Origin of the sequence: Croceicoccus sediminis, assembly GCF_007570835.1 — a bacterium.
GTDB lineage: Bacteria > Pseudomonadota > Alphaproteobacteria > Sphingomonadales > Sphingomonadaceae > Croceicoccus > Croceicoccus sediminis.
Genome location: NZ_SUNC01000001.1, coordinates 1,211,261 through 1,228,100, shown reverse-complemented (window position 1 = coordinate 1,228,100; position 16,840 = coordinate 1,211,261). Strand labels below are relative to the sequence as shown.

14 protein-coding genes are annotated in these 16,840 nt (G+C 63.8%); 10 read left to right on the top strand and 4 right to left on the bottom strand.

Annotation, left to right across the window (positions count from 1 at the left end):
• Positions 1-15: 15 nt before the first annotated feature.
• Positions 16-921: a pirin family protein gene (locus tag FAX90_RS05715; RefSeq protein ID WP_144096311.1), complete on the bottom strand. Its 906-nt coding sequence runs from the start codon at positions 919-921 to the stop codon at positions 16-18.
• A 226-nt stretch (positions 922-1,147) separates the two neighbouring features.
• On the opposite strand from FAX90_RS05715, the gene FAX90_RS05710 reads away from it, so the two are divergent.
• From FAX90_RS05710 to FAX90_RS05695, 4 genes are all read left to right on the top strand, one after another.
• On the top strand, positions 1,148-2,533 hold the full coding sequence (locus FAX90_RS05710) for a sugar transferase (RefSeq protein ID WP_144096309.1): 1,386 nt from the start codon (positions 1,148-1,150) through the stop codon (positions 2,531-2,533).
• A 49-nt stretch (positions 2,534-2,582) separates the two neighbouring features.
• Entirely contained in the window at positions 2,583-4,169 is a 1,587-nt protein-coding gene (gene guaA, locus FAX90_RS05705) for a glutamine-hydrolyzing GMP synthase (protein ID WP_144096307.1), read from the top strand.
• A 212-nt stretch (positions 4,170-4,381) separates the two neighbouring features.
• Positions 4,382-5,236 (top strand): DMT family transporter, encoded by an 855-nt coding sequence (locus FAX90_RS05700; protein WP_205700619.1) that lies wholly within the window; start codon positions 4,382-4,384, stop codon positions 5,234-5,236.
• Positions 5,237-5,303: 67 nt separating this feature from the next.
• Positions 5,304-6,833: a thioredoxin family protein gene (locus FAX90_RS05695; RefSeq protein ID WP_144096305.1), complete on the top strand. Its 1,530-nt coding sequence runs from the start codon at positions 5,304-5,306 to the stop codon at positions 6,831-6,833.
• Between the two features lie 129 nt (positions 6,834-6,962).
• Here the strand turns inward: FAX90_RS05695 and FAX90_RS05690 are convergent, their stop codons facing one another.
• On the bottom strand, positions 6,963-7,346 hold the full coding sequence (locus FAX90_RS05690) for a hypothetical protein (protein WP_144096303.1): 384 nt from the start codon (positions 7,344-7,346) through the stop codon (positions 6,963-6,965).
• A gap of 305 nt (positions 7,347-7,651) precedes the next feature.
• Between FAX90_RS05690 and FAX90_RS05685 the strand changes: the two genes are divergently transcribed.
• Positions 7,652-8,002: a hypothetical protein gene (locus FAX90_RS05685; protein WP_144096301.1), complete on the top strand. Its 351-nt coding sequence runs from the start codon at positions 7,652-7,654 to the stop codon at positions 8,000-8,002.
• Positions 8,003-8,115: 113 nt separating this feature from the next.
• Here the strand turns inward: FAX90_RS05685 and FAX90_RS05680 are convergent, their stop codons facing one another.
• On the bottom strand, positions 8,116-9,300 hold the full coding sequence (locus FAX90_RS05680) for an acetyl-CoA C-acyltransferase family protein (RefSeq protein ID WP_144096299.1): 1,185 nt from the start codon (positions 9,298-9,300) through the stop codon (positions 8,116-8,118).
• 272 nt (positions 9,301-9,572) lie between these two features.
• On the opposite strand from FAX90_RS05680, the gene nadB reads away from it, so the two are divergent.
• Positions 9,573-11,183, top strand: a complete 1,611-nt coding sequence (gene nadB, locus FAX90_RS05675) for an L-aspartate oxidase (RefSeq protein WP_144096297.1) — start codon at positions 9,573-9,575, stop codon at positions 11,181-11,183.
• Positions 11,184-11,409: 226 nt separating this feature from the next.
• Positions 11,410-12,249 carry a GGDEF domain-containing protein gene (locus FAX90_RS05670; protein ID WP_144096295.1) on the top strand — a complete coding sequence of 280 codons (840 nt, stop codon included), beginning with the start codon at positions 11,410-11,412 and terminating at the stop codon, positions 12,247-12,249.
• Between the two features lie 55 nt (positions 12,250-12,304).
• Here FAX90_RS05670 and FAX90_RS05665 read toward each other — a convergent pair whose 3' ends face one another.
• Entirely contained in the window at positions 12,305-12,544 is a 240-nt protein-coding gene (locus FAX90_RS05665) for a GlsB/YeaQ/YmgE family stress response membrane protein (RefSeq protein ID WP_144096293.1), read from the bottom strand.
• A 552-nt stretch (positions 12,545-13,096) separates the two neighbouring features.
• On the opposite strand from FAX90_RS05665, the gene FAX90_RS05660 reads away from it, so the two are divergent.
• The 3 genes from FAX90_RS05660 to FAX90_RS05650 all read left to right on the top strand — a co-directional run bounded on the left by FAX90_RS05660 (position 13,097) and on the right by FAX90_RS05650 (position 16,753).
• Positions 13,097-15,154 carry a ribonucleoside-diphosphate reductase subunit alpha gene (locus tag FAX90_RS05660; RefSeq protein WP_144096291.1) on the top strand — a complete coding sequence of 686 codons (2,058 nt, stop codon included), beginning with the start codon at positions 13,097-13,099 and terminating at the stop codon, positions 15,152-15,154.
• A gap of 313 nt (positions 15,155-15,467) precedes the next feature.
• On the top strand, positions 15,468-15,986 hold the full coding sequence (locus FAX90_RS05655) for a PAS domain-containing protein (RefSeq protein WP_170234879.1): 519 nt from the start codon (positions 15,468-15,470) through the stop codon (positions 15,984-15,986).
• 38 nt (positions 15,987-16,024) lie between these two features.
• Complete coding sequence (locus FAX90_RS05650; RefSeq protein ID WP_240704742.1) at positions 16,025-16,753, top strand: Crp/Fnr family transcriptional regulator; 729 nt, start codon at positions 16,025-16,027, stop codon at positions 16,751-16,753.
• The last annotated feature ends 87 nt before the right edge of the window (positions 16,754-16,840 follow it).

The following is a 16,840-nucleotide window of genomic DNA, read 5'->3' as shown; positions in this document are numbered from 1 at the left end:
CATGACCGGCTTAGGCTAGGGGTAACTGACGGTCTTGGGCTTTTCGGGAATGGGAATGAATTCCTTTTCATCGCCCGGAACCTTGGGAAAACGCCCTGCCTGCCAGTCCTCTTTCGCCTGTTCGATGCGGTCCCGACGGCTTGACACGAAGTTCCACCACACCGTCCGGCGGCCCATCACCTCGCCGCCCAGCAGTATGACACGCGCGCCCGTATCGCTGATTAAGGTCATCGCCGCACCGGGGCGCAGGACATGCAGGGAATAGAGGTCGAGCGGTTCGCCATCGATGCGCGCCTCTCCGCCGATGAGCATGACCGCGCGTTCGTCCGCTTCGGCGTCGATGGGGACCGATGCGCCCGCGTCCAGCGCGATATCGGCATAGATCGTTTCGGCATGGCAGGTCGTAGGCGCGGCCTTGCCCCACAGGCTGCCCATGATGACCCGCGCGCTGACGCCGGTATCGTTCAGGACCGGCAGATCGTCGGCCGCGATGCTTTCGAAGGCGGGATCAATCTCTTCCTTGTCCTCCGGCAGGGCGAGCCAGGTCTGCATGCCATAGAGGGGAAAGCCGGTCTCACGCTCTTTTTGCGGAGTGCGTTCGGAATGGACGATGCCGCTGCCCGCCGTCATCAGGTTGACCGCGCCGGGCCGGATCGTGGCGAAAGTGCCCAGCGAATCGCGGTGATCGATCGCGCCTTCGATCAGGTAAGTCACGGTCGACAGGTTGATGTGCGGATGCGGGCGCACGTCCATCGCGTCGCCCGGCTGCAACTGCGCGGGTCCGAACTCGTCCACGAAAACAAAGGGGCCGACCATCCGGCATCGCGGCGAAGGCACCGCCCGGCGCACGGTGAAGCCGCCAAGGTCGTGGCTTACCGGCTCTACCGTGGTGGTGAAGGGGGAAGTCTCGTCCGTGCTCATCTGCGGGTCCTTCATGGTTGCGCGGCGCAGGGTGCCTGCGAAAGGTGTCGAAGTCGTGTCCTGTCCCAACGCGCAAGGGATTGATCCGATCCGGCGGTAAAACCCCCGCAAACAGCGCGTTTTGCTTAGGATCGGAGTTTGTTTCGATTAACCCCGTCCGCCCCAGACCTTACGCCTTGCCATAGATCGCAACGGCACTGGAAAAAGGGGTGGCCGCGCGCCGCGCATGAACGCAATCTCGACCATCACGGGCGCCGACACCGCGACCCTCCACCGGCCGACCGGCCTGGGGCAGGGGCAGCGACTGGCCGTGCAAAGCCTTGTCGCGGTGTGCGACGGGGCGGCGGTCTACCTCGCGTTTGTATTGGCCTGCGCTCTGCACGGAATCGCCCTGTCCCACCGCACGATGGACTTTGCCGCTCTCCTGCCGCCGCTTACCGTCGGGGCGGCCATCGTCACCGGGGCCTATCAGGGGCGGGTGCTGCTGCGGCCGACGTTGTCTGCCGCGCGCGGGGGGCGGGCCATGCTCTATGCTGCCGCCGGCGTCATGTTCGTCCTCTTCGCGGTCAAGGCCGCGCAGGACGTGTCGCGTATCGCCTCGCTGCTGGGCGTGGTGCTGGCGATCTGCGCCATGGTGCTGTGCCGTATCGTCATCGCGATCCGCGTTCGCATCCTGTGCAACGCAGTGGCCGAACGCATCCTGCTGATAGAGGATGGCTGCCGCTGCGCTGGGGCGGCCCGGAACTTGCGGGTGGAGGCAGGGGCGATGGGCCTGCGCCCCGATGCCGACGATCCCGTCATGCTGGGCCGGATCGGGGGCCTGATGCACCGGATGGACCGCGTCGTCGTGTGCTGCCCGCCCGAACGCCGCATGCGCTGGGCCGAGGTGCTGAAAAGCTTCGACGCAAGGGGGGAGATCATCGATCCACAGGTCGATGCGCTGGGCGTGATCGGCGCGGGTCGCGTTGGGGATCGGGGCACGCTGGTCGTCGCGGCCCACCCGCTGGCCCCACATCACCGGATCGTGAAGCGCGGTTTCGATCTTGCCATGTCTATCGTCGCCATCGTGCTGTTGATCCCGATATTCGCGATCGTCGTGCTGGCCATCGTGGCGGAAGACGGCGGGCCGATCCTGTTCCGGCAGCAGCGGGTGGGGCAGGGCAACCGTCCTTTCACGGTGCTGAAATTCCGCTCGATGCGGGTGGAACAATGCGATGCACGGGCGGCGCGGCTGACCACGCGCGGCGATCCACGCGTGACGCGGGTTGGCCAGTTCATCCGCGCCACTTCCATTGACGAGCTGCCGCAGCTTTTGAACGTGCTTGTAGGTCAGATGAGCATCGTGGGCCCGCGCCCTCATGCGCCGATGGCGAAGGCGGGGGACAAGCTCTATTGGCAGGTCGACCCCCGGTACTGGGAACGCCATGCGCTGAAACCCGGCCTGACCGGCCTTGCCCAGGTGCGCGGGCATCGCGGCGCGACCGATCACGAAGATCACTTGCGCGCCCGGCTTCAGGCGGACCTTGAATACCGCAACGGCTGGTCGATCTGGCGCGATCTGCGCATCGTGCTGGCGACCGTCCGGGTGCTGGTCCACCCCAAGGCATACTGAGAACACACCCGCGCTGGACAGAATCGCGCTTGCTTCCTATCGCGCGCCCATGGCCAACGCAGATACTGAAGCGCCTCACGGCGACACCATCCTCATCGTCGATTTCGGCAGCCAGGTTACCCAGCTGATCGCCCGCCGCGTACGCGAAGCGGGCGTCTATTCCGAAATCGCGCCTTTCACGATGGCGGAAGAGGCATTTGCCCGCCTCAAGCCTTCGGGCATCATCCTGTCGGGTTCCCCCGCCAGCGTGCCCGACGACGGTTCCCCGCGCCCGCCGCAGTGCCTGTTCGACAGCGGATTGCCGATCCTGGGTATCTGCTATGGCCAGCAGGTCATGACGCACCAGCTTGGCGGTGAAGTGCGGCCGGGCCACGAAACGGGTGAGGGCGGCGAATTTGGCCGCGCCTTCCTGACCGTGACAAAGGATTGCGCCCTGTTCGACGGCCTCTGGGCCGAGGGCGAACGCCATCAGGTGTGGATGAGCCACGGCGACAAGGTCACCCGGTTCGCGCCCGGTTTCGAGATCGTGGCGACCAGCGACGGCGCGCCCTTCGCGGTCATCGCGGACGAGAAGCGCAAGTATTACGGCACGCAGTTCCACCCCGAAGTGGTTCACACGCCCGACGGCGGCAAGCTGATCGCCAATTTCGTGCGGCATGTCTGCGGCTGCGCGGGCGACTGGACGATGGCGCAGTTCCGCGACACCAAGATCGCCGAAATCCGTGAACAGGTGGGCGATGGTAAGGTCATCTGCGGCCTTTCGGGCGGCGTCGACAGCGCGGTTGCCGCGGTGCTGATCCACGAAGCGATCGGCGATCAGCTGACCTGCGTTTTCGTGGACCACGGCCTCATGCGCATGAACGAGGCAGAGCAGGTCGTCACGCTGTTCCGAGACCATTACAACATCCCGCTGGTCCATGTGGACGCCGAGGAGATGTTCCTTGGCGGGCTTGCCGGACAGACCGATCCCGAAAAGAAGCGCAAGTTCATCGGCGCGGCCTTCATCGACCTGTTCGAGGCCGAGGCGAAGAAGATCGGCGGCGCGGACTTCCTCGCGCAGGGCACGCTCTATCCCGACGTTATCGAGAGCGTTTCGTTCACCGGCGGGCCGAGCGTCACGATCAAGAGCCACCACAACGTCGGCGGCCTTCCCGAACGCATGAACATGAAGCTGGTCGAACCGCTTCGCGAACTGTTCAAGGACGAAGTGCGCGAACTGGGCCGCGAACTGGGATTGCCTGAGATTTTCGTGGGTCGCCATCCCTTTCCGGGGCCGGGCCTTGCGATCCGTATTCCGGGCGAAGTCACCAAGGAAAAGTGCGACATCCTGCGCAAGGCCGACGCGATCTACCTCGAGGAAATCCGCAACGCGGGCCTCTACGACGCGATCTGGCAGGCCTTTGCGGTGCTGCTGCCGGTCCGCACCGTGGGCGTCATGGGCGACGCGCGCACATACGACAGCGTCTGCGGCCTTCGCGCAGTGACCAGCACCGACGGCATGACGGCCGACGTCTATCCGTTCGACGGGGCTTTCCTGTCGAACGTCGCGACCCGCATCGTCAACGAAGTGCAGGGCATCAACCGCGTGGTTTACGACTACACGTCGAAGCCGCCGGGCACGATTGAGTGGGAGTGATCCAGACACGAAACCGTCCGGGGGACGGATTTGTCGGATCACTCGCGAGCGACAGCGAAGCGTAGAACGACCTATGGCCGTCCGGGGGACGGTTTCGGCCGGTTGCTCGCGAGCGACAGCGACGCGTAGGCTTGGATCTCGGGCTCTACGCGACCTTTGGGTAATGGCCACCGCGCATTCCTGCGCTAGTCTTGCGAGCAGGATGACCGCCGATGTCTGACCCGAAAGCCGCGATGCGGCCCGCCGTCCTGCTTTTGCTGGCGACCTTGGCCATCGCGGCTTTTGCGGGCAATTCGCTGCTGGCGCGCGCGGCTATCGGCAGCGGTGCGATCGATGCGGGCGGGTATACGCTGGTGCGGCTGGCCAGCGGGGCGGCGATCCTGCTTCCGGTCTTCCTGAAACGCGGGCTGCCGCGCAGTTCGGACCTGCCGGGTGCTGTGTCCCTGTTCATCTATGCCGCCGCGTTCTCGTTCGCCTATATCGCGCTGCCGACAGGAACGGGCGCGCTGGTTCTGTTTGCCTGCGTGCAGGCCACGATCATGGTCATCGGCATGGCGCACGGGGAACGGGCGGGCGCGGCAGGCTTGGCGGGGCTGGTCCTCGCGCTGGTTGGAGTCGCATGGCTGATCGCGCCCGCCGCTTCGGTACCCCAAGACGCCTTTGCCGCAGCGCTGATGGCGGTGGCGGGCGTGGCATGGGGCATCTACACCCTGCTGGGTCGCGGCGCGGGGGATCCGGCCCGGCGTACGGCGGCGAACTTTCTGCTGGCGACACCGATGGCCATCGCGCTTGTCGCCGCGATCGGCCCGCATGACATTGCGGGGGCTAGCGTCAGCGGCATCTGGCTGGCCGTCGCGGCAGGGGCGATCACGTCGGGGCTGGGCTATGTCGCGTGGTATGCCGTGGCCCCGCGCCTTGGCCTTGCCACCGTCGCGACGGTCCAACTGGCAACTCCCGTCGCCGCCGCGTTGATCGCGGCCGTCACTTTGGCAGAGCCGCTGACCATGCGCCTTGCCGTGGCGGGCGCGATGATCATCGGCGGTATCGTGCTTACGCTGCGCAAGTGAAGCGCGCTTGCAGCCACGGCGCATTGCGATAGGCTGTTTTTTTCGTCGAACCTCAGGAAGGGGCGCCATGAAGGCATTTACATTCAAGCTCGCGCTGGCGCTGTCCTGCACAGCCGTCGTCGCGGCGTGTACCGACACTGCCGGGACCGAGGCGCTGGAAAGCCAGTCCATCGCATGGCGCGAGGGCGACGTGAACGACGCGCTGGCAGAGGCGCAGGAAAGCGGGAAGCCGGTCCTGCTCTACTGGGGCGCGCAATGGTGCCCGCCCTGCGCGGAAATGAAGCAAACGCTGTTCAAGGACCCGGCCTTCATCGCCAAGACCCGCGATTTCGTGCCCGTCTACCTCGACGGCGATACGCAGGGCGCGCAAAAGTGGGGCGACCGGTTCGGCATCAGCGGATATCCCACGGTTATCGCGCTGACCCCTGACGGCACGGAAATCACCCGCATTTCGAGCGCGACGATGGCATCGCAGCTGCCCGACCTGCTGACTTTGGCCGCGGGTCGCACGCGCACCATCGACGCCGTTCTGGCCGATGCGAAATCCGATCCTGCATCCCTGTCGGACGAGGACTGGACCATCCTTGGCGGCTTTGCATGGGGCAACGATCCGGCCCGGTTCAAGGAAAGCGGTTCGGAAGCCGACTTGCTGGAGACGCTGGCAAAGAACGCGCCGGACGATGCGCTGAAACGGCGTTTCGCCCTGCTCGCCCTGACCCGCAAGGCAGAGCGGGAGGGTGATGGCTACAAGCTCTCCGCGGCGCAGGAAAACACGCTCGAAACCGTGCTGCCCGGCATTCTGGCCAGCCGGGACGAGACCATCGAAAACCGTTACGAGCTGGCCTACATGGGCGGTCCGCTGGTTGCCGCGCTGCCTTCGGGTGAGACGCGCACGGCGTTGGCTCAGGAATTGGAGAGCGCGCTGGAGGCGATCGATGCCGACAAGTCGCTGACCCTGCTCGACCGGACTTACGCGACTTACGGGCAAGTGCTCTTGGCCGAAGGCATGGGCACGATGGACGATCCGCTCAAGACCAAGGTGCGCAAGCGCATGGCGGCCATCGACAAGGCGGCCAGCGATCCCATCGCCCGCAAGTCGGTGATGAGCTATGCCGCCATGGTGCTGGACGAAATCGGCGACCGCGACGCGGCGAGCAAGCTGCTTCTGGCCGAGATCGAGACATCGCCTTCGCCCTATTACTACATGGCGATCATGGCCGACCGTGCGGCAGAAGACGGCGATTCCGACAAGGCAGTGGAATGGGCGCGCAAGGCCTATGAGGCCGCCGAAGGCCCCGCCACCCGCGTCCAGTGGGCCGTGTCCTATGCCATGACGGTCATGGACGAAAAACCCGACGACGATGCAGCCGTTCTGGCCAGTGCGGACGCGGTTCTATCCGAACTCGCCAACAGTCCCGACGGTTATTACCAGCGCACGCAGCGCGCGGCCGACCGCTGGGGCGAGGCGCTGGTCAAATGGAGCAAGGAGCACGGCGGCAGCGCGGTGCTGGACGATGTCGAGGCGCGCATGGCCGAAGTCTGTGCCCGGCAGGGCGAGAAGGCTGAGGCCTGTGGCGGCTGGATGAAAAGCGCCTGATCGGCCTTTAGTGAAATGGCCGGACGGCGCCGTCCGCACAAACGCCGCCGCCCGGCCGGATACGCGCGCCACGCACCGCTAGGGCCGCAAGGGCCGGAGCGGCGGGCACGCGTCCCGAGGTCTGGACCGTCAGTCGACGCGGCAAAGGAGCAGGCCGCGACCACCGGGTGAAACCTGCATGACGGACTCGTTGGTCGGCACGCCCGAAACAAGGCAGGTGAAGCCTTCCGTCACGCGGATCGAGGCCGGTTTCTGCTGGGCCGGAACATCGAAATGGCACATCGAGAAAGCACCGTTCTTGTTGTGAACGCGCTGAACCTTGCTGGCCGATTTCAGTAAAGGGGTCGTGATTTCGCCGTTGGGACCGGGGACGAAGCCGATGCAGTCACCATTGGCGACCTGGGCCGAATTGACCGATTTGCCGCCAGCTTCGCCCTGATCCGCCATGGCGAGGGTCGGCAGGGCGAGCGTCACGGCGGCCGCGGCGGCGACGGTCTTCAAAGTGGCTTTCATGTCCCATGTCTCCTTGTATTCGTCTTTTGAATACCGGGCAGTCGCCAGGGTGCGGTCAAAGCGTTCCACTTCCGGTCGGAAGGTCGGACGGGCCCGTTGATGGCTTTGGCGCGCCAGGCACGTCCGGCCTTCCTTGCCCACAGTCTACGCGTGCAACCCTGTGCAGCCGTCACCGTTTGCAGTTGAGGTGGGGTTACCCGACATGGTTGATTTTACCCTTCGGGCGGGGCGATTCCCGTTTGGGAACACAATGTTCTTTCGCGCTTTCATAAGGTTGAGAGCACGTTGTTTATTTTTGCCGCCAAATGGGCGACAATCGCCGCATCGGCCGTGATATTTCGTCGATCGACAGAATCGGTAAAGGCGACCACAGGCTGATTTGCGTAGTCGAAGCGTGCAGTTTCCAATTCGGGAGAGCCGGACGAATGCCGAACAAGAACGACATCACACCGACCCCTTTCAACGACGCGGGCCTGCCGCTGCTGGCGAGCTGGATCGAATTCTGGATGATGCCCGTGACCATGGGTGCGCGCATGATGGGCATGGCCGCCCCGATTGCCGAGGACGAGCCGGAGATCGATCGCAAGCGCGACGATAACCAACTTCCCGTGCCCAACGCGCACCAGAAGGATATGGATCACGACCTCTTCGCCTGACGCGCGGGGGGCATCTCAGCGGCGCCGTGAACACCGGCGCAAATGAAAAAGGGCGGCCCCGCGAAGGGCCGCCCTTTTCGTTTCGGATCGGCTGTTTCGGACCGGTAGGACGATCAGCCCAGGTTTTCCCAGACCGTGGCAATGCCCTGGCCGCCGCCGATGCACATCGTGGCAAGGCCGTACTTGCCGCCGGTGCGCTGCAGTTCGTAGAGCAGCTTGGTAACGATGATCGCGCCGGTGCCGCCGATCGGGTGGCCGAGCGAGATGCCCGAACCGTTCGGGTTCACCTTGGCGGGGTCGAGGTCGAGCTGCTTCGACACGGCGCAGGCCTGTGCGGCGAAAGCTTCGTTCGATTCGATCACGTCGAGCTGTTCCTTCGACAGGCCCGACTTTTCGATGGCGATCTGGCTGGCCGGAACCGGGCCGATGCCCATGTAGGCCGGATCGACGCCCGCGTGGCCATAGGAAACCAAGCGCGCCATCGGCGTCCAGCCGTTCTTCTTCACCGCTTCCTCGCTGGCGAGGATGACCGCGCCCGCACCGTCGTTGATGCCCGATGCGTTACCGGCGGTAACCGTGCCGCCGTCCTTCTTGAAGGCGGGGCGCAGGCCGGCCAGCTTTTCGGCGGTGGTTCCGGCCTTCACGTGTTCGTCGGTGTCGAACATCACGGTGTCGCGCTTTACCTTCACTTCGACCGGTTCGATCTGGTCCTTGAAGTATCCGGCTTCGATCGCGGCAGAGGCGCGGCGCTGCGATTCCGCGGCGAAGGCGTCCTGCTGTTCGCGGCTGATCTCGTACTTTTCGGCCACGTTTTCGGCCGTGATGCCCATGTGATAGCGGTGGAAGGGATCGTGCAGCGCGCCCAGCATGCCGTCCATCATGGCAGCATCGCCCAGCTTGAGGCCCCAGCGCACGCCCATGGCGAAATAGGGCGCGCGGCTCATGACTTCGCTGCCGCCGCCGACGGTGACGTCATGATCGCCCAGCATGATGTGCTGTGCTGCCGAAACGATGGCCTGCATGCCCGAACCGCACAGGCGGTTGACGGTAAGCGCGGGCGCCGCGTGCGGGATGCCGGCTTCGACCGCGGCGATGCGGCTGACGTAGGCGTCGCGCGGTTCGCAAGGAACGACGTTGCCGATGATCGTGTGCTGGATCAGTTCCGGATCGACTCCGCCACGGGCCAGTGCGCCCTTGATCGCAACCGCGCCAAGCGAACCGGGGTTCGCGTCCTTGAGGGCGCCGCCGAACGTGCCGATTGCGGTACGAGCCGCGGAGACGAGATAGACTGCATTCATCGGATCAGGTCCTTTCCGTCAGGGGGCGCGGGCTTCCTGGTTTTCACTGCACTCGAAAAAAGGCCCGATGCCCCGGTGCCGGACATGTCCGGCGTTCAGTGTGCGAGTGCGAAATAGGCAGGATTTCGCCCTGCGTCCAGCCCGTCGAAAGTCTACGGTGCCAATGGGCCCTGGAAAGCCCGATCGAGCAGCAATGCTTGTGACATGGCGATGACGGTGGCAAGGCGTGCCGATGGGGCAGCCGAAGTCCGGAGCCAGCCATTGGAGAGAGCATGACCGACGCAGCCGCCGACCGTGATTACGACGTTGTGATTGTTGGTTCGGGTGCGGCAGGTCTTACTGCCGCGCTGGTGCTGGCCGAACATTGCCGTGTGCTCGTTCTGGCCAAGGGCGCGCTGAATTCGGGGTCGACCGCATGGGCGCAGGGCGGCATCGCCGCGGTGCTGGACGCAGGCGACACGTTCGAGGACCATATCCGCGACACGATGATCGCAGGCGCGGGGCTGAACCGGCTGGAAACGGTCGAATACGTGATCGAACACGCACCCGCGGCGATCAAGCGGCTGGTCGATCTGGGCGTGCCGTTCAATACGGAAGAAGGCAGTCTGCACCTGACGCGCGAAGGCGGGCATTCGCACCGCCGTATCGTGCACGTCGACGATGCCACCGGCTGGGCCGTGCAGGAAGCGTTGCTGCGCGCCGCCAATGCCAATCCCAACATCACGATGCGCCCGAACATGGTGGCGATCGACCTGATCCGCGATCGCAACCTCGTCGAGCCGCAGGGCGGCCAGCAGGTCTGGGGCGTCTATGCGCTCGACACCGGCAAGGGCAAGGTCGAGGCGCTGACCGGACGGGCCACCGTGCTGGCCACGGGCGGGGCGGGGCGTACCTACCTGTTCTCCACCGCGCCGCGCGGCGCGACGGGCGACGGCATCGCCATGGCCTGGCGCGCAGGTTGCCGCGTGTCGAACATGGAATTCATGCAGTTCCACCCGACCTGTCTCTACAACCTGGAGGTCAAGAACTTCCTGATTACAGAGGCCGTCCGCGGCGAGGGTGGCATTTTGAAGCTGCCGCCCGAAGCAGGGGCCGAGGCGGGCAAGCGCTTCATGCCCGAATTCGACGAACGTCTGGAACTGGCCCCGCGCGACATCGTGGCCCGCGCCATCGACCATGAGATCAAGCGACTTGGCCTCGATTACGTGCACCTCGACATCAGCCACCGCGAACCCGAATTCGTGCGCGAGCATTTTCCCACGATCTATGAACGCCTGCTGGGCCTTGGCATCGACATGACGAAGGAGCCGATCCCCGTCGTCCCAGCCCAGCACTATACCTGCGGCGGGGTGCGCGTGGACCTGCAGGGGCGGACTGACCTGCCCGCGCTTTACGCCATCGGCGAATGCAGCGAGAGCGGGCTGCACGGGGCGAACCGGCTTGCGTCCAACTCCCTGCTCGAATGTTTCGTGTTCGGCGATGCCGCGGCGCGCGACATCTGCGAACGCTTTGGCGAACTCTCTCCGCCGCGGCCGGTGCGGATGTGGGACGAAAGCCGCGTGACGACGCAGGACGAGGAAGTCGTCATCAAGCAGAACTGGACCGAAATTCGCCGCTTCATGTGGAACTATGTCGGCATCGTGAGAACCGACAAGCGGATGGAGCGGGCGGCCAACCGCATCCGCCTGCTGAACGAGGAAGTGGACGAGTATTACGGCAACTTCCGCGTCTCGAAGGACCTGATCGAGCTGCGCAACCTGCTCAAGACCGCCGACCTGATCGTGCGCAGCGCGCGTCGCCGCAAGGAAAGCCGCGGGCTGCACTACAATGTCGACTATCCGCAGACCGACGAAGTGGCGCGCGATACGATCCTGGTGCCCTGACCCGGTCGCGGGGCTGAAATTACGTAATTTGCGTAGTTCTTTCGAGCCTATTTGTGTTGGTCAACGCCCGGGTTTCGCCCAAGCTATTGATCTGGAGGCTATTTCGGGCTTTTTCACAGACCCTTAGGGTTTGTCTTGTGGTGCTTAACCAAGTGAGTTCTGCAAAGTTTTAAGGCGTTGTTCGTAGACCTTGCCGTGTCGCACCAGCAAAAGGGTCCGAGCAGGCATGCGCTTTTACAACGCCACCCGGTTTATCTTCCCCCGCAGTTTTGCGCTTCGCGTCTTCACGGTCTGCTTCGCATCGGTCCACGTACCGATCCTGGTCTTCGCGGGCGTAGAGGCGGCGTTGGGCGAGTGGCAGTGGTCCATCTTCCTGCCGCTTCTGGTCGCGACTGTTGCCGGTTCGGCCATCGGCATCTTCGCGCTCGCGGGCCTGCTCGCTCCGTTGCAGCGTGCGACGCGCGATCTCGAACGGCTTGAACGCGGGCAGATCGTCGAAAACGTACCGGTGGGCGGTCCCGACCTTGCCGGCCAGCTGCTCCACGCCGTCAGCCGCGCATCGCGCGAGACCGTATCGCGCATGGACGAACTGCGCACCGAGGCGGGGACAGACATGCTGACCGGCCTGTTGAACCGTCGCGGGTTCGAGGAAACCGTCGCGGCGGTTCTGCGCGCGGGTGGCGGCGGCACGGTCGCCGTGCTGGATGGGGACCGATTTAAGAAAGTGAACGATGAACTGGGCCATGCCGAGGGTGACCGCGTGCTGTGCGGCCTGGCGCAGCGCATGGTCGGCAACATGCGCGCCGGCGATATCGCGGGCCGCTGGGGCGGGGACGAATTCGTGATGTTCTTCCCCGGCCTTGGCGAACGCGCCGCCAGCGAGATCATCGAACGCATCTCTCTCGCCGTGGACGAGGCGCCCGACGCGGTCGTCGATGGCCGTCCGGTCGGCTTTTCATGGGGCGTCGCGAGCATGGAGCGCCGGAACAACGACACGCTGGAAAGCGCGATGGAACTGGCCGATGCGCGGCTTTACGAGTGCAAGTCGGAGCGCCGCGCGGCCTGAACCAGGACATGTGCCGCGCGGATCGGGCCAACAGGCCGCCGCGCTGCAAGATGCCTCACGTAAGGAGGACGCGGCCGATCAGGATAAGCGCCATGCCGCCAAGGATGGAGGCAAGGCATCCGGGGCGCGAAAACTCCGACCGGCCGCGGCTGGTGATCAGGCCCGCCAGCAGCGAGCCGCCGATGCCCAGCGCGATCGTCGCGAAAAAGCCCAGGTCCACTTCGCCCGGATAGAAGAAGCGGGCAAGGATACCGACGATAAGGCCCGATACGATGGCGCCGATGATGTTGAGCATGTCTGTCCTTCTATGCCGAATCGGTGATGCAACTTCACTAGCGCGAAAAGGTTTCGCCGGGCGAACCCGCGATGCCCGCGATTATCGCAAATAGCGCCCGTCAGCCTTTTATTAGGGGTTGCCCCCTACCATATATGGTGAGTGCGCCCCGGCATCATCAAACTGGGGAAAAGTTTTTTAAACCGCGCCTACCCCCTTGCGCCATCCGCGGGTCAAGCTTGGTCCACGCGTCGCCGCGCTGCGGCATCGTCTGGTGCACGGTTCGGTGGATAAATTGCGCTTGCTTGGTCTGCGCGTTGAGGCACTATCCCTAGCGGTCGGTTCGACGGGAGGACCGCAAGACCTAGGGATTGGTGCTGTTCACAAGGTGAACGCAAAAGCCGCTCCCGGAATGCTTGCGGCAAGTGGCCGAAGACGATCTGTGGGGCTGGATCAGGTAACAGGTTTGCCGGACATGTCCGGAACCACCGCCGGTCGCGCAGGTCGGCCGGAGTGCAACACGTCGCCAGGTCCGATGGACGGGTCGGGGCGGCAAAACGGGGCGGTATCGAAATGGATTTCAGGAACGGGGACGATGGTCGCGTGAATGCCGGTGACGTGAGCGGCGACGATACGACGAGCGACATGTTCGAGGCCCCTCCCAAGGAGACAACGCCCGTGGAGGCAGACGTGCAGGACAAGATGAACAAGACGGACACGATCGAGGACGCACCGGTGGCAGAAGCCGCCGCCGAGGCGCTTGGCAACGCCGTTGCCGAGGCGGTGAAGAGCGCCGCCGCGCCCAAGCGGTCGTCGAAGGACATCATGCCGCGCCGCTTTACCATCGTCACCGATGCCGAACGCGATGCGAACCTCACCGAATTCGGCAAGGAAACGCTGAAGGATCGCTACCTGCTTCCGAACGAGACCTATCAGGATCTCTTCGCCCGCGTGGCCGACGCCTATGCGGACGATCAGGAACACGCGCAGCGCCTCTACGACTACATCTCCAAGCTGTGGTTCATGCCGGCAACGCCCGTCCTGTCGAACGGCGGCACCGGCCGGGGCCTGCCGATCTCATGCTACCTGAACTCGGTTGAGGACAGCCTTGAAGGCATCGTCGGCACCTGGAACGAGAACGTGTGGCTGGCATCGCGCGGCGGCGGCATCGGCACGTATTGGGGCCAGGTCCGCGGGATCGGCGAGACGGTCGGCCTCAACGGCAAGACCAGCGGCATCATCCCGTTCGTGCGCGTCATGGACAGCCTCACGCTCGCCATTTCGCAGGGCTCGCTGCGCCGTGGTTCGGCCGCCTGCTACATCGACGTCTCTCACCCCGAGATCGAGGAGTTCCTCGAAATCCGTAAACCCTCGGGCGACTTCAACCGCAAGGCCCTGAATCTGCACCACGGCGTGCTGCTGACCGATGAATTCATGGAAGCGGTGCGCGACGGTGCGGACTTCGACCTGCTCAGCCCGCGTGACGGGTCGGTCCGCAAGACCGTGAATGCGCGCGCCCTGTTCCAGAAACTGGTCGAAACCCGCCTTGCCACGGGCGAACCCTATATCGTGTTCAACGACACGGTGAACCGCATGATGCCCAAGCATCACCGCGAACTGGGGCTCAAGGTTTCGACCTCGAACCTGTGTTCGGAAATCACGCTGCCGACCGGCCGCGACCATCTCGGCAACGATCGTACCGCGGTCTGCTGCCTGTCCTCGTTGAACCTTGAAACCTGGGACGAGTGGAAGGGCGAGAAGAACTTCATCGAAGACGTCATGCGCATGCTCGACAACGTGCTGCAGGACTATATCGACCGCGCCCCCGACGAAATGGCCCGCGCCAAGTATTCCGCCGCACGCGAACGCAGCGTCGGCATGGGCGTGATGGGCTTCCACTCGCTGTTGCAATCGAAGAACATCTCGTTCGAAAGCGCGATGGCCAAGGCGCTGAACATGCAGATCTTCAAGCATGTGAACGCCAAGGCGAACGAGGCGTCGATGATGCTGGCCCACGAACGCGGGCCCTGCCCCGATGCAGAGGACGTGGGCGTGATGGAACGCTTCAGCTGCAAGATGGCGATCGCGCCGACCGCGTCGATCTCGATCATCTGTGGCGGGACCAGCGCTTGCATCGAACCGATCCCGGCCAACATCTACACGCACAAGACGCTGTCGGGTAACTTCGTCGTGAAGAACCCGTATCTGGAAAAGCTGCTGCGTGAAAAGTCGAAGGATTCCACCAATGTGTGGAACTCGATCCTCGAACACGGCGGTTCGGTCCAGCACCTGGACTTCCTCACGCCCGAGGAGAAGGCGACCTACAAAACCAGCTTCGAGATCGATCAGCGCTGGCTGCTCGAATTCGCGGCCGATCGCACGCCTTTCATCGACCAGGCGCAGAGCCTCAACCTCTACATCCCCGCTGATGTCGACAAGTGGGACCTGATGATGCTGCACTTCCGTGCATGGGAAATGGGCATCAAGTCGCTGTACTACTTGCGGTCGAAGTCGGTGCAGCGCGCCGGTTTTGCCGGCGGGGTGGAGGCCGACAACACCAAGGACGCGGCAAAGTTCAACCTCGCCGCGGGTGAAGAGACCGACTACGAGGAATGCCTCGCCTGCCAGTGAGGGCACGAGGATCGAAATCAGGATGAAGGGCCGGGGGCATCACGCCTTCCGGCCCTTTTCTATTGAGGTGCCGCGCAAAATCACCTTGCCGGTCGAATGACTTAACATGGCGGATTTACGCACGTTTCGTCGCATTGCGAGGAACCGCCGCGCCGCCTCGCCCGTTGGAAATATATCGTCGTCGTGCCGGGAACGGAGCGGCGCAAGGGTATGAATAAATTTGCCCTGCCCCCTCGTCAGTTTAACAAATGTCTATATGAGGGGGCGTGTTGAGAAAGGCGTAAAACTCCAACGTCGGGGGACGAAAAGAGGCATGCTTGCCGATCCGATCATCGAGTTCATGCAAAACAGCGGTATCGCGCTGAGCGTGGCCGACGCTCGCGCCGAGGATGTACCGCTGATCGCGGTAAATGCCGCTTTCGAGCGGTTGACCGGTTACTCCAGCGCGGATGTCGTGGGGCACAATTGTCGCTTCCTCCAGCCCGAAGCCGGCGCTGGTCCGGTGCGTGATCGCATGCACCATTTCATCTTCGATGATGACGCATTGGAAGACAGGTTCCTGGTCCCCAATGTTCGCAAGGATGGTACGCCGTTCCTGAACCTTCTCTACATGACCAAGATCCGCCGCGACGGGACCGATGCCTTCATCATCGGATCGCAGTTCGATTTTTCGAAACACGACCGCCGCGGCCACAACGGATATGACGAATCGCTCCGCAACGACATTCGCGAACTCGGCTCTCTCGCGGGAGAGATGGGGATGGTGACGCTCGGCACCTTCCGCTCGCTTGCCAACAGCGCGGCGTTGATCGCCCAGGCGAAGCTGACGTGATGGCAGTCGCGATGGGACACCCCAGGACCGGACGTTTCATGATGGGTCGGCTCCGTCACGAAATGCGTGACCGTGAGAAGGACCTGCTCGAGGATCTTGTCGAGGAAACCGAAATCTACACGACGCCGACCAAGCTGATCGGCCGCGGTGACATTGCGCAAAAATCGACGATGCTGATCGACGGGTTCATCGCGCGTTCGATCACGCGCGAAGGCAAGCGGCATATCATCGGCATCCACGTGCCTGGCGACTTCGTGGACCTGCACGGTTTCGCGCTGAAGCGGCTGGACCATGACATCGTCACAATCGGTCACACGGTCGTCGGCCATACGCCGCATGCCCGGCTGGTCGAAGTCATGCGGACCGAACCGCACCTGACACGCCTGTTGTGGTTCGCAACATTGCTGGATGCGGCGCTGCACCGCGAATGGATCCTGAAGCTGGAGCAGTTGAACGCCGATGGCCGGCTGGCGCACCTTATCGCCGAGCTGTGGCACAGGCTGAATTTCGTGGGGCTGGCGGAACCGTCAAGCTGCGCCATGCCGCTGACGCAAGTGGAACTGGCCGATGCCTGCGGCACGACGGCGATCCACATGAACCGCACGGTGCGCGCCATGCGCGAGGCGGGCCTGATCGACTTTTCGCGCGGCCGCGTCATGATCTCCGACATGGAGAGATTGAAGAAACTGGCTCAGTTCGATGGGGCCTATCTCTACGGTCAGGGCGACCTCTACCTTGCCGACGCATTGGAGACCGAAGTCGCTTGATTCGAAGATGGTTAGATTGATGTGACGTTAATCTGACAACGATTGAAACAAGACGATTGTAACGTTTCGAATGAGGCGATAACGTCC